This is a genomic window from Bacillus cereus group sp. MYBK245-2 (genome assembly GCF_051916145.1).
Classification (GTDB): Bacteria; Bacillota; Bacilli; order Bacillales; family Bacillaceae_G; genus Bacillus_A; species Bacillus_A pacificus.
On record NZ_JBQAGB010000005.1, the window covers coordinates 96,418 to 114,801 of the forward strand.

Sequence of the window (18,384 nt, forward strand, 5' to 3'; positions counted from 1 at the left end):
TTTTTTTCAAAGTAAAATAAGTAAGCATAAGGAGGGGGAAACAATGGGATTTTGGAGTATGCATCGAAATATAAAAATTAGAATTATAACTTCGTTTTTAACACGTACTGTGTCCACGATGATTTTTCCATTTATGGCGATTTATTTTTCAATAAAGTTAGGTAGTGCGATTGCTGGTGCTTTACTACTCATTAATGTCATAGCTTCATTAGTAATTGGTTTATACGGTGGATATGTTGGAGACCGGCTTGGGCGTAAAAAGGTGATGATTATCGGTCAAAGTATACAAGTCATTTCCATTGCTTGTATGGGAGTTGCGAATTCGGATTATGTAGATTCACCGTGGTTAACATTTGTATTTATGCTAGTGAATAGTTTAGGATCTGGACTTATGAATCCTGCGACAGAGGCGATGTTAATTGATGTGAGTACACCTGAAAATCGAAAAGTGATGTACAGTATTAATTATTGGGCTATTAATTTATCCATTGCGATTGGAGCGATATTTGGAGGGCTACTATTTGAAAACTATAGATTACAATTGTTTATCGTATTAACAGTAGTTGCAATTATTACTTTATATGTGATGGCTGTATATATGGAAGAGGTGTATGTAGCTAGAAAAACAGTAGAAAAGAAAAATGTATTAAAAGATATGGCAGATAGTTATAAAGTCGTAATGAAAGATAGAGCGTTTTTAATTTTTTGTGCAGCAAGTATATGTACGTTATCTTTAGAGTTTCAGATTAATAATTATTTAGGAGTACGTTTGCAGAAGGAATTTGAAACGGTGCACTTTTTATTCGGGAATGGTGTTACGTTTGATTTAACAGGTATTCGCATGCTGAGCTGGATTTCTGCAGAGAACACCATTTTAGTTGTGTTATGTTCAGCACTTCTTATTAAAATGCTGAAAAGCTTCAACGATTTGAAAATCTTATATGTAGGTTTATTCATTTATACAATTGGATTTACAATACTCGGAACGAGCAATAGTTTATGGATTTTATTAATTGCAGGACTTTTCCAAACGGTAGGCGAGATGATGTATGTGCCAGTGCGTCAATCTATTATGGCAGATATGGTGCCAAATGAGGCGAGAGGTTCATATATGGCGATTAACGGAATGGTCTTTCAAATGGCAAAAATGAACGGGGCATTAGGTGTTATGCTAGGTTCATTTCTTGCATCTTGGGGCATGAGTGCTCTCTACTTTATCGTTGGTATGAGCAGTATTTTATTATTTATGAAAGCGATAGGGAAAGAGAAGTATGAGGGGGAGGTTTCTCAAATTGGATAAAACGATATGAAAAGCGATGCTAGAAATCGCTTTTCATATGGCTTTTAAAACGGATCAACTTCAGCTAAATTTGGAGTGGTGCTCGGTTGTAGTAAAAGATTTTTTAACGTTCCTACTTCAGAAAGAGTGACTAATATGTAGCCACTAATCAGTACAATAAGTCCGATGACACGTAACGTTTGTAAGGTTACTTCATTAGTATTCGTTTCCGTTGGATTTGGGGGCGTTGAAGGTGGATTGTTATTCATAAATAAGGCTCCCATCTTTTGTATTTATATATGTGTAAAACCATGATTTAACTTATGGATAGGAATGATATAGTCATTTTCACTATATGAGAACTGCCTATGAAAAGTGATTAGAAATTTGGGGACGAAGAAGGGGGGAATCCGTAGGTCATTAAAAATGACATTCCTTTTTATTTTTCATACAAATAAAAAGGTTAACCAAAGTAGCTAAACAGCTATTTTGGCTAACCTATAGTAACTATCCTAGTATACGCAATGATTCTTCAATAAACGCTGGGATATCTTCAGGTTGTCTACTTGTTACTAGCTGATTTTGGCATACGACAACCTCTTTGTCATGAAAATTTCCGCCGGCATTTTTCAAGTCGACCTCAATGGATTTATATCCAGTTACATCACGTCCTTCAAGTGTTTGTGCAGTGATGAGTAGCTGAGGTCCATGACAAATAGCGAAAACAGGTTTTTTCGCATCCATAAATGATTTGCTAAAGCGAACAAACCGTTCATCTGCACGAAGTATATCTGGGGAAAATCCGCCTGGTATGAAGAGGGCATCAAAGTTCTCTGGAGAAACATCATCGATACCTTTATCAATTACAACTTCACTTTTTCCTTGTTTACCGTGTACCGTTTTCCCTTTTTCTGCTTCAATAGTTGTTAATTCATATCCCTTTTGTTTAAAAGCTTCTGCTGGCTCTGTGTATTCTGTGTCCTCGAAATAATCCGTTATTAAAGTAGCAATTTTTTTACTCATTCTCATCCGCCCCTTACATTATATTATCGGTTCCAGAATCGTCTTTGAGCAATGCGTCGTATTGTCTATTTATTTAATCCCCCCAGTTCGTTTCCCTTGTTAATTTAATACATACCCTTTTTATTAGGACGTAAACATGTATTATCATTTTTTTATGTGAAAATTATAAAAATATCGATTGTGCCGGTGATTCTTGTTTGAGAAGGAAAAATAAAAAGCTAAGGAGAGAATTTATTCTCTCCTTAGCTTTTAAGATAATTCTTTTCGTTAAAACGAGGGAACGCGTTGCTTCGTTTTTGGTACAATAATAAATTTGATCCAAAGTAACCCGATAATCATAATGATAAGGCTATGTAAAAATTGACCTGTAGCAATGAGTATAACAATTGAAAATACAATGAGTTGAATGCTTAGCAATATAAAGATTAAGTGAAGAAATTGATTCATTCGTTTCTCAGTATGAATTGGATATAATGCTGCAATAATATTTCCCGAAAAATATTTCCATAGGGAACGGAGCTGCATAGAAATCATATATAGGACGATATATGCGATAGCGCCTTTTACGTAAATGTTTGGTATAAAATATAAGGCGAAGGCACCGATCAATCCTAAACGAATATATATACCGAAATAATCATTCCCGCGTAAAAATGCGAGTGTATGTAAATAGAAGAAAGTTGCTTGCTTTTTATGTAATAAAGGTTCAATCCAATTTGTAAGCCATTTTCTTTTACTTACTTGCTTATTTAGTTGCGGAACATCGGTGAATATGCTAGCAAATTGATAAAAACGAACGTTCATTTTTTCTTCTTGCTCGATTATGTAATCCCACGGTATTCGTTTTGTAGGCTGTTTTTGCGTATATAGAAGCAGGAAAGCAAGTAGTAAAAGTAATCCGCCTAATATGAGAATGTTTGCTGAGTAAAACAGCATGTAAATGATGAGTGCGTTACAAGTAATACGAATAATGAACCATATGCCGTTTTCATGACTATCACGCCACATCCAATGTATGTACATGTTCCAAGCTTTCGTAATCATTAAAACGATAAAGATTGTACATAAGAAAGGTACAGTTACTTGCAATGATTGTAGCGCAAGTGGAACGAGAATAAGGAACGTAAATAATAATGGGAAAAGCTGAATGATATAATTGTATAGAAGAGATTTTTTGAAATAAGATGTTAATTTCTCTTCTAGTGCTAGTAAATAGACAGCATCAGGTTTTTGAATAAATGTACGGATCGGGCATCTCGTTATAATGAATGTAAGTACAATCGTGATGAGTAGTAAAGATATTCCTTTAGAAGGAGATGCTTTTAGAAACTGAGCATAGTAGTATGCACCAACGCATGAAATAAAGATAAAGCTATATAGTAAACCGTTAATCATACGTGCAAAGTATGTAATGATATTTTGCATATGTTGTTGGAAGCGGCTGCTCCATAGTGATTCAATTGACATGTTTTTCACCTCTTTGTTCTATTATATATGTTTTACAAAAGAAAAAACGAGCAAATTGCGTTATGCAACTTGCCCGTTTTTCTTTTCGTTATTTTTTTTCTGATCACGATTCATTAATGGATAGAAAGCAAAGCCGATTACGAATAAACCAATTCCGAGAAGGAATGTTTTTATATCGGCTGCTCCTGTTTTAATAACCCATAGTGCGTAGCAAAGTGCAATCACTGCGACTATGCCATCTGTAATTCTTGCCCGCATTTCATTTTTATACGTTTCACCAGTTGCGACTAGTTTTAACTGGAAGATTGGTGAAACGAGATATGGAATGAGGTAGGCCAGTGTTGATACGGTAATAACGAATGTATAAGCTTCCGCAATTGTTCCTGATAATGTTGAGAATAAGAACACTTGCGACATAATGTTTGTTAATCGTAATGAATAAATTGGACTTCCTTTTTTGTTTGTTTTTGTGAAGAAGGAAGGGAAGAAACCTTCTTTTGCTGCTTGATACGGTACTTCTGAGCTTAATAAAATCCAGCCTAAGATGGAACCGAATAGGGAAGTAAGAGCAAGTAATGCCATCAGTTTCCCTCCGCCATGACCCATTGCAGCGTTTAGTGCGTCTGCTAAAGGACGTTCAGAAGTTTGTAATTTATCAATGTGAAGTACACCCATTGTTAAAATTGTAATTCCTAAGTAAATCGCAACTGTAATAAGTAATCCCGCAACTGTTGCGCGTTTTACCGTTTTTGGAGAAACGGCACGGTTTGATAAAAGAACCGCTGATTCAATTCCGATAAATGCCCAAAGCGTCGTAAGAGCAGCTAAGTTTACTTGTGAAAGAAGGCCATGTGATACACCTGATTTATCGATCATCGGTGTGTACCATTGTCCAAACTTAGAAGCTTCGAATGCAAATAACGTAACGACGATGAATAATAGGAATCCAGTTACTTTCGTTGTTGTTGCTAAGAAGTTTAGCTTTCCAGCTCCGCTTACACCGTTTGTTAATATAATATGAGTTCCCCAAAGTAAGATGGAACAAATCGTAAATGTAATTAGTTTTCCGACTTCTACATTAAAAGAACCGATTGAAAATAGTAGTCGTGTATCTTTCATAATCGGGAAGAAGAGAGATAAATATCCCGCAAATGATGTAATGATGGCAACGTTACTTGCCCAGTTTGCAACCCAATATCCCCATACCATACTGAAACCAGCCATTTTTTTCTTTTTTGGTGTTGAGAATAAAGCATATGCATGACTTTGTGGTCCTGTCGTTAAATCAGGACGACGAATTGCTAAATTACCGAAAACAAGAGCTAGCATTAAAACACCAAACCCTGTTGTTAACCAAGCTAAAGTGACACCGAGAGGGCTTGCTGTTTGTGCCAACGTACTTGGCACCATGAAAATACCAGCGCCAACCATGTTACCGACAACGAAAGCTGTTAGTACCCAAAAGCCCCATTTTTTTTGTTGCATAGAAAATACCTCCAAAGTTAGTATAACCAAGTCAAGCGAGGAGATATGTATGTCTTCCTGAGTCAGGAAGAGAAGTCCCAAACAAAACAAAAAAAGCACGTAATTTGCCGCTACATGCTTTCTATCTTATAAGAAACCCACGACATACCTCTCGATAGCTCTCCACAAACGAAACGTTTGTGACAGTTCTGCACTTATTCAATGCAGACCCAGCAAGCGTGCATGGTGGACACGGGCTTACTTCGGCAATCATTCCTTTCTCATTCGTTCATCAATGCCACTACATCTCCTGAAATGATACTCTTAATGACTGCAACCTCTACCTCACCGAGATACGAATGAGGATTTAAATATTAATTTAACGTATTTAAGAGTAACAAATGAATTTTTATACGTCAATGGATATAGTAATAATCAGATTATAGAGAAGAGTTTGTGATTAAAAGTAAGAGGGATTATTATGTAATATTGAATTTTCATAATATAATAAATGTTATTAGCGCTAGATGATTGAAAAGGGGATGAAGTATATGTCTGTATGTCATAAACATTCAGTAATAGGTGTGTTAGATTCGGGAGTTGGGGGATTAACAGTTGCGAGAGAAATTATAAGACAATTGCCTAAAGAGAGCATTTATTATATTGGTGATAATGAGCGTTGTCCGTATGGGCCAAGAAGTGTAGAAGAGGTACAATCTTTCGTATTTGAAATGGTTGAGTTCCTCAAACAGTTTCCATTAAAAGCTCTAGTTGTAGCATGTAATACTGCTGCAGCGGCTGCATTGACCGCGCTGCAAGAAGCACTTTCTATTCCGGTTATTGGCGTTATACATCCAGGAGCAAGAGCGGCAATTAAAGTGACAAAGAAAGGGGAAATCGGAGTAATTGGAACTGTAGGTACGATAAAATCTAATATGTACGAAAAAGCATTGCATGAGCTTGATACATATTTGAAAGTGCATAGTCATGCGTGCCCGACTTTAGCTACAGTTGTAGAAAATCAATTAGAAGATACAGCATATGTAACCGAGCAAGTGAAACAAGCTTTACTGCCATTAACGAAAGAAGATATAGATACGCTAATTCTCGGATGTACGCATTATCCACTTTTAGAGTCCTATATTAAAAAGGAACTAGGAGAAGATGTAACGATTATTAGTTCTGCGGAAGAAACAGCGATAGAGTTAAGCACAATTTTGCAGCACAAAGGAATTCTGTCTGACAATTTGAATCCGGAGCATCAATTTTTTACAACAGGCTCTGTTTCATCATTTGAACATATTGCGGAGAGATGGCTAGGATATCAAATTTCTGTAAAATGTGTGAATTTACCTATGGAAAAACAACTAGTGAACTAATTTGTATAAAAAGAAGCTGATCTAATTTAAGATCAGCTTCTACATATAAGATTAAACTAAGTTTAATACAGTTACTTTTTCACGTGTCATAGACTCAAGGCTCTTACGAATACCTTGTGCGCCCATACCTGAACCTTTTACACCGATGAATGGGAAGTGGTCAGGGCCGCGCTCTGTGCGTCCGTTAATTTGAACAGAACCAGTTTCGATTTTGTTAGCAATTGCAAATGCTTTGTTAATGTCTTTAGTGAAGACACTTGCTTGCAGACCGAACTCTGATTTGTTAGCAATTTCAATTGCTTGCTCATCTGAAGAAACACGGATGATTGGAAGGATTGGGCCGAATGGCTCTTCCCAAGCAACTTTCATGTCTTCTGTTACGTGGTCGATTAATGTTGGGTAAATTAAGTTACGCTCACGTTTGTTACCGATAACGATCGTTGCACCCTTTTCTACAGCGTCGTCAACTAAACCTTGAACGAAATCAGCAGATTTGTCGTCGATTAATGGAACGATTGTGCTGTCTTGTTCTGGAGATCCAACTGATAGTTTAGCTACTTGCTCTTGTAATAAGTCAACAAGCTCGTCCGCTACGTTTTCGTGTACAAGTACGCGTTTAATAGCTGTACAACGTTGACCAGAGTAAGAAAATGCACCGCTTACGATATGGTTTGCAGCATCTTGTAAGTCAGCATCTTCACGAACGATACCAGGATCTTTACCACCAAGTTCTAATACAAGTGGAATCATGGAAGCTTTTTTCGCTAAATGTTTACCTGTGTTTGTACCACCTGTGAACGATACCATATTGATGCCTTCGTGTTCTACTAAGTAGTCACCAATTACAGAACCGCGTCCTGTCGCTACATTCACAAGACCTTTTGGAAGGCCAGCTTTATGAAGTGCTTCCACCATTTTAATACCGCTAATTGCACCTTGAGTTGCTGGTTTGAAAATAACAGCGTTACCCATAATTAATGCTGGCGCAAGTTTTGCAGCAGATAAGTTTACTGGGTAGTTAAACGGTGCGATTGCTAATACAACACCAAGTGGTGCACGTTGGATAATCGCAAGTTTAGATTTTGTACCGCCCGGGAAGCTATCGCCCATCATGCTTTCTCCGTGCATATGTAAAGCTTCTTCGATTGTGTAACGAATGAAGTCAGCTGTACGAACAACTTCTTTCTTAGCATCTTTATATCCTTTACCGACTTCTTTCATAATGATATCAGCAATTTCATCTTGCATATTTACGAGCTCATCAGCCCATTTATATAAGTATTTTGCGCGATCTTGTAGAGAAGCTTCCGCCCATGATTTTTGAGCTTCTTTTGCAGATGCAATTGCTTCATCTACTTCTCCGCGAGTAATTGCTTGTACTTGTCCAATTACTTCGTGTAAGTATGGAGATGGAATTTCGATTGTTTCTCCTGAAGAGCTTTCGCTCCATTCTCCGTTTAAATAAAATTTGTACGTATTGCTAGTTGTCATGATTAGTCCTCCTAAAATAGCAACTTGTAAGAGTGAGTATAAGGTGATTGTAGGGGGTTTGATAACATTTTTCAAATGAAATGTTTGTGAAAACGATTTCTTATTTCTTTTTTATTTTGTATGCCCTTTCTTGCAGAATATTCCCTTATTTCAAAATGATGTAGCGTATATTTTCATTCAGTCTGTAAAAAAGTAATTGACAGAATACTCAATAAAGTTGTAAGATTATAAATGGAAAATAAATGAAGGGGGTGTGCGTAATGATTGTAATCGTAAATGTAATGGGCTTAGCTCTGTTAAACGGCAGAAAACATTCATATCATTACGCAACCCGTACGGATATATAGGGCATCTTTGTCTTATAAAAAGCGTACGTTGCGTATATCGTAACGTACGCTTTTTATGCATTTTTGTGCATATCGTCAAGCGGCGGTATGCTTTTTTTGTTTATTTTCCATGTTACTAAATAAAATTTTGGAAGGTGGAAAAATGTGATGAGATTGTATGGGTTACGAAATGTAAATGTGATGGGTCTGGATAGTGGATAAAGAAACGAGAGGTAAACGAGAATGAGAAGGGAGAGGTTATATTGTTTTCAGTATTACTAAAGTTAAGATGGTTTTTTAAAGAACATTGGAAGAGATATAGTATCGCCATTGGTGCACTTTTAATTGTAAATATAGTTGAAGTTATTCCTCCGAAAGTACTCGGGGTTACGATTGATAATATAAAAACAGGAACGTTATCAAACGAAGCTATTATACAGTCTATTCTTATTTTAATTGGGGTTACGATCGTTGGATATGGCCTCACTTTCGTATGGCAGCATCAATTGTTTGGCGGTGCATTCGTACTTGAGAAAACGATGCGCTCTAAATTCATGGGGCATTTACTTAAGATGACGCCGACTTTTTATCAAAAAAATCGTACTGGCGATTTAATGGCGAGAGCGACAAATGATTTAAAAGCAATCGCTATGACAGCTGGTTTCGGTATATTAACGCTCGTGGATTCGAGTTTATATATGCTTACTATTGTCTTTATGATGGGATTTACAATTAGTTGGGAGCTTACATTTGCGGCACTTATACCGCTTCCGATTATGGCATATGCGATGAATATATATGGAAAGAAATTGCATGAAAGATTTACAGTTGCGCAAGATGCGTTCGGTGATATGAACGATAAAGTATTAGAATCGATCGCTGGTGTGCGCGTTATTCGCGCGTATGTACAAGAGAACGCAGATCAGGAAAGATTTCATCATTTAGGAGATGACGTCTACGAAAAGAATATGAAGGTAGCAAGAATCGATGCACTATTCCAACCAACTGTGAAAATGCTTGTTGGCCTTAGTTATTTAATTGGTTTAGTGTACGGTGCATATCTTGTATTTCAATCAAAGGTGACGCTTGGGGAACTCGTTTCATTTAACGTGTATTTAGGGATGATGATTTGGCCGATGTTCGCAATTGGCGAATTAATCAATGTTATGCAAAGAGGAAATGCTTCATTAGACCGTGTAAATGAAACGTTAGCGTATGAACCAGATGTAAAGGATCCGAAACATCCAAAGGTTGTACAAGAGCCGGATTATATTCAGTTTGATGATGTTACCTTTTCATATCCTTCATCAACTGAAACAAATTTAAAGAAGGTTTCGTTTACATTAAAACAAGGAGAAACGCTTGGTGTTGTCGGGAAAACAGGAAGCGGAAAGACGACGCTTGTCCGTCAGCTTCTTCGTCAATATCCGCTTGGAGATGGGGATATTGCAGTCTCTGATGTGAGGTTAGATAAAATGACGAATGAAAATGTACTCGGCTGGATTGGATATGTACCGCAGGAACATATTTTGTTCTCAAAAACAGCGAGAGAAAATATTTTATTCGGAAATAGGGAAGCGACGGAAGAAGAACTCGAGAAAGCGATTGAAATCGCGGCGTTTAAAAAGGATTTAGAGTTTTTACCAGAAGGGTTAGAAACGCTCGTTGGAGAGAAAGGTGTTTCTTTATCAGGAGGACAAAAACAAAGGATCTCGATTGCGCGAGCTGTTATTCAAAATCCAGAAATTTTAATCTTGGACGATTCTTTATCAGCTGTTGATGCTCGTACGGAAGCTGCGATCATTGACAATATAAGAACAGAAAGAAGCGGAAAGACGACGATTATTACGACGCATCGTTTATCTGCAGTTCAACATGCGGATTGGATTCTCGTTATGGATGACGGGCAAGTAATAGAAGAAGGTACACATGATCAGCTTGTTAAGAGTGGAGGCTGGTATGCTGAGCAGTTTGAAAGACAACAAGGGGAAAGTGAAAGTGCGGATAGTGGGGTGAAAATATGAGCGTTTCAAAACGATTGTTTCAATATGCGATGAAGGTGAAAGGGACGATTTTTGCAGCGATGCTAATGTTATTTATTTTCGTCATCGCAGAGCTTGCGGGTCCTTTCGTCGCGAAAACGATGATTGACGATCATATCGTTGGAATAGAGAAGCCTTGGTATGAAACAGAAAAGAGTGAAGAGGCTGTTTCGTATAATGGCGCCTTTTATAAGCGAAGCGATCGCTTCCAGGAAGGTGAGAAAAAAGGAAAAGAAGTACGCGTGATGCAGGTCGGTTTTCAATATTACTTTGTACCGAATAAAGTAAATCTGGAAGGGTCACGGACTGTAAAAGGTGATATGATTACCGTTCAAAACGGTAAGGCGGTGCAAGTGTATAAAGCGAAAGCATTGACGAAAGAAGAAGTGTTTGCGTTTTATAAACCAGAAATAAACCGTCTATTATTACTTGGTGGTGGATACTTCGCTTTATTAGTAGTCGTATCCTTGTTTGCATACGGAAAGCAGTTTTTCTTACAGAAGGCGGCGAACAAAATTATTCAAATTATGAGGGAAGATGTCTTTTCTCATATTCAAACGTTGCCGATTCGTTATTTTGATCATTTACCAGCAGGGAAAATTGTATCGCGTGTAACGAATGATACAGAAGCCATTCGTGATCTATACGTAACGGTACTTGCGACATTCGTTTCAAGTATCATCTATATTATTGGGATATTTGCCGCGCTATTTTTACTTGATGTAAAATTGGCGACGTTATGTTTACTCATTATCCCGATTTTAATCGTTTGGGCCATTCTTTATAGAAAGTATGCGTCTGTATACAATCATAAAATGCGTTCGCGTTTATCTGATATTAACGGAACAGTGAATGAATCCATTCAAGGAATGCCAATTATTCAAGCGTTTCGTCAAGAGCGTGAAACGAAAAAAGAGTTTGAAGAATTAAATGGCGATTATTTTAAGTATCAAAATAAAATTTTGAATTTAAATGCAGCAACTTCTCATAATTTAGTATCCGTATTAAGAAATATCGCTTTCACAGGTGTGATTTGGTATTTCGGTGGAGCTTCATTAAGTGCTACAGGCGTCATTTCTCTAGGGATACTGTATGCGTTCGTTGATTATTTAACACGATTGTTCTCACCGATTACAAATATGGTGAATCAGCTTGCTAACTTGGAACAATCGCGTGTTGCATCAGAGCGTGTTTTTGAATTGTTAGAGGAAAAAGGAGAAACAGTAGAAGAAGAACGTATGCCTCGCTTACAAGGAAATGTAAAGTTTGATAATGTATCGTTTTCTTATAATGGAAAAGATGAAGTGTTAAAAAATATTTCTTTTGAAGCGAAACAAGGCGAGACGGTAGCACTTGTCGGTCATACTGGATCAGGAAAAAGTTCCATTATGAATGTACTTTTTCAGTTTTACGAGTTTGAAAAAGGAAAGCTTACGATTGATGGTCATGATGTAAAAGAGATGCCGAAACAAGCAACTCGTGAACATATGGGAATTGTACTGCAAGATCCGTTTTTATTTAGCGGAACAGTAGCATCTAATGTAAGTTTAGAAAATGAAAACATTTCAAAAGAGCGCATTGTAAAAGCGTTGCGTGATGTTGGTGCTGAAAGATTTGCGAACAATATAAATGAAGGAATTACGGAGAAAGGAAGTACACTTTCAACCGGAGAACGTCAGCTTATATCGTTTGCTAGAGCACTTGCATTTGATCCAGCCATTTTAATTTTAGATGAAGCGACGTCTAGTATTGATACAGAGACGGAAGCGATGATTCAACAAGCGTTAGAAGTTGTGAAAAAAGGAAGAACGACATTTATTATCGCTCACCGACTTTCAACGATTAAAAGCGCAGATCAAATTATCGTGCTTGATAGAGGGACGATTTTAGAAAAAGGCTCTCATGATGAACTAATGAAAAAGCGCGGGCGTTATTACGATATGTACAAAACGCAAATGGAAGGGAACCAGAGCGCTTAATATGTATGGCGGAGAACTTGTGATTTTCACAAGTTCTTTTTTTAATGAATCAGGGCAGTTAAATAAGAAGTATTATTTTACCTTTCGTACAATAAATGCTATATTAAAAAATGTTACTTATTTTTTGTATGTGGCGTTATTTTTCCCTTTTGTTTGATTATGAAGAAAAAGGATAAACTAAATAAGAACATTTTCATTGAAAAATTGTTCAAGATTGCATACAATCAATATAGTTTTTAAATTCCTATCAGAATACTTGGAGGATTATCATCATGAAAAAATTATTTTCAGTACTTGCAGTAACTACATTAGCAATCGGGATTGTAGCGGGCTGCGGTAAAGAAGAGAAAAAAGATACAGCTAGTCAAGACGCGTTACAAAAGATTAAACAAAGCGGTGAACTTGTAATTGGTACAGAAGGTACATATCCACCATTTACGTTCCACGATTCAAGTAATAAATTAACTGGATTTGACGTTGAATTAGCAGAAGAAGTTGCAAAACGTTTAGGAGTAAAACCTGTATTTAAAGAAACACAATGGGATAGCTTACTTGCTGGTTTAGATGCAAAACGTTTCGATATGGTTGCAAACGAAGTTGGTATTCGTGAAGACCGTCAAAAGAAATATGACTTCTCTAAACCGTATGTTTCATCTTCAGCGGCATTAGTTATTGCAAAAGATAAAGATAAACCTGCTACATTTGCTGATGTAAAAGGATTAAAAGGAGCACAATCTTTAACAAGTAACTATGCAGATATTGCTAAGAAAAATGGTGCGGAAATCGTTGGTGTAGAAGGATTTAGCCAAGCGGCAGAATTATTAGCTTCAGGACGCGTGGATTTTACAATTAATGATAAATTATCAGTGTTAAACTATTTAGAAACGAAAAAAGATGCAAAAATTAAAATTGTAGATACAGAAAAAGAAGCTTCAGAAAGTGGATTTTTATTCCGTAAAGGTAGCACTAAGCTTGTACAAGAAGTAGATAAAGCGTTAGAAGATATGAAAAAAGATGGTACGTATGACAAAATAGCGAAAAAATGGTTCGGTGAAAATGTATCTAAGTAGTGCATTAGTTTCAGATCGATTGTCTACTTGGATGGATATTATGCAGTCTTCCTTCATGCCTATGCTGAAGGAAGCTGTTTTTACGACAATTCCATTAACGCTAATTACATTTATTATCGGCCTTATACTTGCGACGTTAACGGCGCTTGCACGTATTTCAGGTAGTCGTATTTTACAATGGATTGCTCGTATCTATGTATCTATCATTCGCGGAACGCCACTTCTTGTACAGTTATTTATTATTTTCTATGGTCTTCCAACTCTTAATGTTGAAGTTGAGCCATATACAGCAGCAGTTATTGGATTTTCATTAAATGTCGGTGCATATGCATCTGAAATTATTCGTGCTTCTATCCTTTCTATTCCGAAAGGGCAGTGGGAAGCAGCTTACACAATTGGGATGACATATCCGCAAGCGTTAAAACGTGTTATTTTACCACAAGCAACGCGCGTATCCATTCCGCCGCTTTCGAATACATTTATTAGTTTAGTGAAAGATACTTCATTAGCATCGTTAATTTTAGTAACAGAAATGTTCCGAAAAGCGCAGGAAATTGCGGCAATGAACTATGAGTTTTTAATTGTTTATTTCGAAGCAGGTCTTATTTATTGGGTTATTTGTTTCTTATTATCAATCGTACAACAGATGTTAGAAAAGCGTTCAGAACGCTACACATTAAAATAATCCTTTTACAAAAGGAGTTTTTGTTTTTATGATCTCAATTCAGCACTTACAAAAAAGTTTCGGAGATAATACCGTACTAAAGCATATAGATTTATCAGTTGAGAAGGGAGAAGTTGTTGTTATTATCGGGCCATCTGGATCTGGTAAAACGACATTCTTACGTTGTCTTAACGTGTTAGAAACGCCAAACGCTGGTCATATTCGTATCGGTAATAAAGAGCTTAACTTCTCTCAAAAAGTAACGAAGAAAGATATTGTCAATCTTCGTACGCAAACAGGTATGGTATTCCAGCACCATAACTTATTCCCGCATCTAACAGCGCTTCAAAATGTAATGGAAGGGCTCGTTACAGTGAAAAAGATGGGGAAAGAAGAAGCGAAGAAAAAAGCAAACTATTTCCTTGAAAAAGTTGGTCTTGCGGATAAAGTAGACTTATATCCGTTCCAATTATCAGGCGGACAACAACAGCGCGTTGGAATTGCTCGCGCGCTTGCGATGGAGCCGGAAGTGTTACTATTTGATGAGCCGACGTCAGCACTTGATCCTGAACTCGTTCAAGAAGTTCTAAAAGTAATGAAGGAACTTGCTAAAGAAGGTATGACGATGGTCATTGTAACGCACGAAATGCGCTTTGCACATCAAATTGCGAACCGCGTTATCTTCATGGATGGCGGTGTCGTTGTCGAACAAGGTACACCAGAAGAAGTTTTTACAAATCCAAAAGAAGAACGTACGAAGAAGTTTTTACAAATGTTGCAATAAATGAAGGAAGGTCTCAAGGCATATGCCTTGAGACCTTTTTGCCATATATATTTATTTGTGGAATCCGCCAAGGCTTTGCTCAGCCATTGCAACTAGACGTTTTGTGATTTCGCCACCAACAGAACCGTTAGCACGAGCTGTAGAATCTGCTCCTAATTGTACACCAAATTCTTGAGCGATTTCGTACTTCATTTGGTCGATTGCAGCTGTTGCTCCTGGTACTACTAATTGATTTGAAGAATTTTGGTTTGCCATAGGAATATATCCTCCTTAGAGTTATAAAAATTTTTTGGTTGGACTAGCTGGAGTTGAACCAGATTATCGCCCCGTTTGGCGCTAATCCATCGGTAATTAAGTTTGTACTCATAGTATGGATGTTACCTAGAAAGATATACGAAATAATAATTTGTAAATTTTGTAAAAAAATCTTAGTGATTTCGTAAATTATGAAATAAGAGTAATCGTTTTATTTTTTAGAAAGAAGGTAAAACTAAGAGCGATATGAAATATATTTTTCTTTTTGTATCCTGCTATTTTGAGGAGAATGTAAGTAAGAATGGGACAAGCTGCTCCTATACGTAGCTAGATACAATTATATGGAGGAATCGTGATGGGAATTTGTCCGCTTTGTAACGCATTAGAATCACAAACATATTCTTGTCAAAATTGCCAAAGTATACTCCAAGATTATGGGAAGGCTGTAGATTACATAGACGATTATAGTGCGTATATGGACCAAGAATTGTTGAGTGCAGTAGATGGATTAACACATAATAATTCAAATAAATATTGCAATCATATTTTTTATTGCGGAGTATGTAACGTGGAAACAGAGGTTGTCGTAAAACTTGTGTAAATAGAAAACTTCCACCTTATGAATGAGGTGGAAGTTTTTGTTTTTGTATTTGTGAGTGAATCATAGGGGATGGGATATGCTCGTTGTTTGAGGAAGCCTCTGATTTTATTTGAGACATTTTTTCTTTTGTATCGCGCAAAGAATGTTCAGTTAAGTAGATGGCATATTCGTAAAATAATTGGCGCGTTAGTTCACTCTGTTCTTTTAACTTGGCATCTTGGAATACAGTTCGCCCTGGTTTAGAGTTTGCTTCAAAGAGCCACGGGTTTTCCTGCGTGTCTAAACCGATATCAAAACCGATTTCTCCAATATTTCCAGTTACTTGTTCATCGAGCGCGTAACTAATTTGTAAGGCGGTATGTTTTAACTTATTTTCAATTTGAATTTGTTTCGTTGAATCTGGAAAAAGTTCTTGTAGCAATTTCGTATCGCCACCGCTATTTACATGCGTTGTTAAGCTACCTTTGCCAGCAATTTTTGCGACGATTGCACTGACCATCCATTGGCCGAAATGATTTTTATTTGTATGAATGCGGAAATCAACAGGTTGCCCATCGAAGCGTAGCAAGGAGATACCTTGTTGTACGATAAACTTTTTTAAATCATGTCCTTTTAACACATGGTTCAGAAGTGTTTCTAATGATTGGTACTTTCTTAGTTTATTTTCTTCATTTTCGCGATAACGACAGTAGTAGCAATTCTCTGTTTGGGAATAAAATATTTGATGAATGTTTCTACCGAAGCTACCATGAATCGGTTTCATGTAAATGGATTTATACGTTCCGAGAAATCGTTCCACTTGTTCGAAGTGCTGAAATGTTTCTGTGTTTGGTAATAACGGCATAATGGATTCATCTTTCATAAGAAGTTGATGCACTTCCCATTTATTAAAAAAACCTGGATTAAACCATGGAATCGCATAGTCATGCTCTAACTTTCTTTTTGCTCTTACAATCGGTTTATAACTTTCGGCTTTCCGATTTGGTAATCGATCGTAAATGACATTCGGTAAAGGGACTTTTTTCTTTATCCACTTTTCCTCTTGAAAGAAATACCCTTCAATTGTTTCGTCTTCCCAGTCTATATGTTGCACACCAAAAACGAATACAAATGGTCGTAAGGTGAATGGTGGCGTTAGTAACTCGCCAAGAGAAATTGAACGGTTCCCTAAAGGATTAGAAGCGCCATCGTTAAAACCAGTTGTGAAAATCCCGATTAATGGTCCGAAAATAATCGTTTGGTTTTGTGTGAATGCATGGATAGTAGTGGAATGAGGAAGTAAAAGTTTCTCTGCAATTTGTTTTCCAATAATGATTTCGCGAGTAAAGGAATAATGAATTTTTACCTCTTCACTTGCAACATGGCGTAGGCCGAAGGAAAGGGATGTAATTGGTGGTGTGATGGAAAAAATATAAGGTAAAGTAATACTATTTGGATGCTCATCTGAAATATTTAATGTATATATGTGCTCTTTCAAAATAGACTTACCCCCTTTCTTTATGGTGTAAAGCGACTAAATTGTAATGGTCCGTGATATATTTTTTCAGCTAATGAATCACTATGGCGAATGTAATGTTCGTAAGGGGGAATCGTGTTGACATACATAAGCCAAATTGCCCCTTTTTGATCCATAATAGTGGAAAGCTCTAGCTCGAATAACGAAGAATAAGATTGATCTAGTGTTTGAAATACTTCATTTATAATGTCTTGTAAAGCGTCCTGTAATAATTGTACACCGGTACTAGATAGTACGTATTTAATTTTTGAAAATGCATGCAGAGAGGAATCATCGGTTACCGAAAGTAAAAGTTGATTCGGAAATGAACTTTTTTGTATAAACTGACCGATAACGTTCCACTTCTGTTCTTTATTTTTTTGCAAAATGGTCCGAATATGGAGCGGGTATGTTAATTGATTTGGTGGTTGCAGCATTATATGGGTGATGTAACGTGCTGATCGTATATTAGATTTGTACCAAGAAATAAATTCATCGGTCCGTTTAATGGGAGTAGAAATATGATAGGCATCATTTATCGTATCAATATGAAATGTTTTATTTTTATAAACGATCCGGTACAGACTTTCATTGGAATGTGCGTTAGTAGGACGTATAATAATATCTTTTGTTTTTAATAACAGTTTGAAAACGTTGTGTATCGTTGCTATTTCAAATTTTGGTATATAAGGTGATAATTTTTTATTCGTGAGAAATACATCATGTAGTTCGCTTAAGTCAATGAGTGTGTTATTTAAAAAGGTAGTGGAAGGACGGTTGTGTAGTGAGTGAATAATTGATTTTGCCTTGTCGAAGTCCGTTTCCTCGTTAAAAGAAGAACGGTCATATATATAAGAAGGAATAGGGAATGTTTGCTCTTTCCATTTTCCTGTATCTGTATCATAAATCAGACCAGAAATAAGATCTGTTTTAGGATCAATACAAAATGGCGTAAACTGTGCAACGACATTATGATAAAGCCGAGCGCGTTTAGCGATTTCGGTGTAATACGTTTGCTCATAATGAGGCTGAGAAGTTAAAATACCGAGAACCAACGAAATCACT

The 18,384-nt window shown here is 36.7% G+C and carries 16 protein-coding genes and 1 riboswitch; of the genes, 8 read left to right on the top strand and 8 right to left on the bottom strand.

Annotated features, from left to right (window positions below; all coding sequences use genetic code 11):
* Positions 1-43 precede the first annotated feature (43 nt).
* Entirely contained in the window at positions 44-1,300 is a 1,257-nt protein-coding gene (locus tag ACTFRN_RS11120; RefSeq protein WP_088106516.1) for an MDR family MFS transporter, read from the top strand.
* Between the two features lie 44 nt (positions 1,301-1,344).
* On the opposite strand, the gene ACTFRN_RS11125 is transcribed toward ACTFRN_RS11120, so the two are convergent.
* The 4 genes from ACTFRN_RS11125 to ACTFRN_RS11140 all read right to left on the bottom strand — a co-directional run bounded on the left by ACTFRN_RS11125 (position 1,345) and on the right by ACTFRN_RS11140 (position 5,254).
* A complete protein-coding gene (locus tag ACTFRN_RS11125; RefSeq protein ID WP_001063869.1) occupies positions 1,345-1,548 on the bottom strand; it encodes a hypothetical protein in 204 nt (67 codons plus the stop codon).
* Between the two features lie 238 nt (positions 1,549-1,786).
* On the bottom strand, positions 1,787-2,302 hold the full coding sequence (locus ACTFRN_RS11130; protein ID WP_000037554.1) for a type 1 glutamine amidotransferase domain-containing protein: 516 nt from the start codon (positions 2,300-2,302) through the stop codon (positions 1,787-1,789).
* A 267-nt stretch (positions 2,303-2,569) separates the two neighbouring features.
* A complete protein-coding gene (locus ACTFRN_RS11135) occupies positions 2,570-3,769 on the bottom strand; it encodes an ABC transporter permease (protein ID WP_074615304.1) in 1,200 nt (399 codons plus the stop codon).
* Between the two features lie 60 nt (positions 3,770-3,829).
* A complete protein-coding gene (locus ACTFRN_RS11140) occupies positions 3,830-5,254 on the bottom strand; it encodes an amino acid permease (protein ID WP_001186313.1) in 1,425 nt (474 codons plus the stop codon).
* A 147-nt stretch (positions 5,255-5,401) separates the two neighbouring features.
* Positions 5,402-5,584: riboswitch (Lysine riboswitch) on the bottom strand.
* Between the two features lie 200 nt (positions 5,585-5,784).
* Here ACTFRN_RS11140 and racE point away from each other — a divergent pair.
* Entirely contained in the window at positions 5,785-6,612 is an 828-nt protein-coding gene (racE, locus tag ACTFRN_RS11145; protein WP_074567639.1) for a glutamate racemase, read from the top strand.
* A gap of 51 nt (positions 6,613-6,663) precedes the next feature.
* Here the strand turns inward: racE and gapN are convergent, their stop codons facing one another.
* Complete coding sequence (gapN, locus tag ACTFRN_RS11150) at positions 6,664-8,103, bottom strand: NADP-dependent glyceraldehyde-3-phosphate dehydrogenase (RefSeq protein ID WP_088106515.1); 1,440 nt, start codon at positions 8,101-8,103, stop codon at positions 6,664-6,666.
* Between the two features lie 589 nt (positions 8,104-8,692).
* Between gapN and ACTFRN_RS11155 the strand changes: the two genes are divergently transcribed.
* The 5 genes from ACTFRN_RS11155 (at position 8,693) to ACTFRN_RS11175 (ending at position 14,968) form a co-directional block, all read left to right on the top strand.
* On the top strand, positions 8,693-10,453 hold the full coding sequence (locus ACTFRN_RS11155; protein ID WP_000493207.1) for an ABC transporter ATP-binding protein: 1,761 nt from the start codon (positions 8,693-8,695) through the stop codon (positions 10,451-10,453).
* Positions 10,450-12,450, top strand: coding sequence for an ABC transporter ATP-binding protein (locus ACTFRN_RS11160; RefSeq protein ID WP_088106514.1), 2,001 nt, complete (start codon positions 10,450-10,452; stop codon positions 12,448-12,450). The genes ACTFRN_RS11155 and ACTFRN_RS11160 overlap by 4 nt, the downstream gene beginning before the upstream one ends.
* 272 nt (positions 12,451-12,722) lie before the next feature.
* Positions 12,723-13,520, top strand: a complete 798-nt coding sequence (locus tag ACTFRN_RS11165; RefSeq protein ID WP_000732845.1) for an amino acid ABC transporter substrate-binding protein — start codon at positions 12,723-12,725, stop codon at positions 13,518-13,520.
* Positions 13,507-14,205, top strand: coding sequence for an amino acid ABC transporter permease (locus tag ACTFRN_RS11170; RefSeq protein WP_016716575.1), 699 nt, complete (start codon positions 13,507-13,509; stop codon positions 14,203-14,205). The genes ACTFRN_RS11165 and ACTFRN_RS11170 overlap by 14 nt, the downstream gene beginning before the upstream one ends.
* A 28-nt stretch (positions 14,206-14,233) precedes the next feature.
* A complete protein-coding gene (locus ACTFRN_RS11175; RefSeq protein ID WP_088106513.1) occupies positions 14,234-14,968 on the top strand; it encodes an amino acid ABC transporter ATP-binding protein in 735 nt (244 codons plus the stop codon).
* A gap of 51 nt (positions 14,969-15,019) precedes the next feature.
* Here ACTFRN_RS11175 and sasP read toward each other — a convergent pair whose 3' ends face one another.
* Positions 15,020-15,223, bottom strand: coding sequence for a small acid-soluble spore protein, SasP family (sasP, locus tag ACTFRN_RS11180; RefSeq protein WP_000013338.1), 204 nt, complete (start codon positions 15,221-15,223; stop codon positions 15,020-15,022).
* A gap of 355 nt (positions 15,224-15,578) precedes the next feature.
* Here sasP and ACTFRN_RS11185 point away from each other — a divergent pair, with 355 nt between their 5' ends.
* A complete protein-coding gene (locus tag ACTFRN_RS11185; protein WP_014893276.1) occupies positions 15,579-15,824 on the top strand; it encodes a hypothetical protein in 246 nt (81 codons plus the stop codon).
* Between the two features lie 16 nt (positions 15,825-15,840).
* On the opposite strand, the gene ACTFRN_RS11190 is transcribed toward ACTFRN_RS11185, so the two are convergent.
* Together ACTFRN_RS11190 and ACTFRN_RS11195 are read right to left on the bottom strand one after the other, a co-directional pair.
* Positions 15,841-17,301, bottom strand: a complete 1,461-nt coding sequence (locus tag ACTFRN_RS11190; protein ID WP_049114223.1) for a YheC/YheD family endospore coat-associated protein — start codon at positions 17,299-17,301, stop codon at positions 15,841-15,843.
* Positions 17,302-17,321: 20 nt separating this feature from the next.
* Positions 17,322-18,374: a YheC/YheD family protein gene (locus ACTFRN_RS11195; RefSeq protein WP_000242721.1), complete on the bottom strand. Its 1,053-nt coding sequence runs from the start codon at positions 18,372-18,374 to the stop codon at positions 17,322-17,324.
* Between the last annotated feature and the right edge of the window lie 10 nt (positions 18,375-18,384).

Coding starts and splice junctions, on each gene's coding strand:
- ACTFRN_RS11175 (WP_088106513.1), top strand. CDS start 14,234: ATGATCTCAATTCAGCACTTACAAAAAAGTTTCGGAGATAATACCGTA.
- ACTFRN_RS11170 (WP_016716575.1), top strand. CDS start 13,507: ATGTATCTAAGTAGTGCATTAGTTTCAGATCGATTGTCTACTTGGATG.
- ACTFRN_RS11165 (WP_000732845.1), top strand. CDS start 12,723: ATGAAAAAATTATTTTCAGTACTTGCAGTAACTACATTAGCAATCGGG.
- ACTFRN_RS11135 (WP_074615304.1), bottom strand. CDS start 3,769: ATGTCAATTGAATCACTATGGAGCAGCCGCTTCCAACAACATATGCAA.
- ACTFRN_RS11130 (WP_000037554.1), bottom strand. CDS start 2,302: ATGAGTAAAAAAATTGCTACTTTAATAACGGATTATTTCGAGGACACA.
- ACTFRN_RS11140 (WP_001186313.1), bottom strand. CDS start 5,254: ATGCAACAAAAAAAATGGGGCTTTTGGGTACTAACAGCTTTCGTTGTC.
- sasP (WP_000013338.1), bottom strand. CDS start 15,223: ATGGCAAACCAAAATTCTTCAAATCAATTAGTAGTACCAGGAGCAACA.
- ACTFRN_RS11120 (WP_088106516.1), top strand. CDS start 44: ATGGGATTTTGGAGTATGCATCGAAATATAAAAATTAGAATTATAACT.
- gapN (WP_088106515.1), bottom strand. CDS start 8,103: ATGACAACTAGCAATACGTACAAATTTTATTTAAACGGAGAATGGAGC.
- ACTFRN_RS11125 (WP_001063869.1), bottom strand. CDS start 1,548: ATGAATAACAATCCACCTTCAACGCCCCCAAATCCAACGGAAACGAAT.
- ACTFRN_RS11185 (WP_014893276.1), top strand. CDS start 15,579: ATGGGAATTTGTCCGCTTTGTAACGCATTAGAATCACAAACATATTCT.
- racE (WP_074567639.1), top strand. CDS start 5,785: ATGTCTGTATGTCATAAACATTCAGTAATAGGTGTGTTAGATTCGGGA.
- ACTFRN_RS11160 (WP_088106514.1), top strand. CDS start 10,450: ATGAGCGTTTCAAAACGATTGTTTCAATATGCGATGAAGGTGAAAGGG.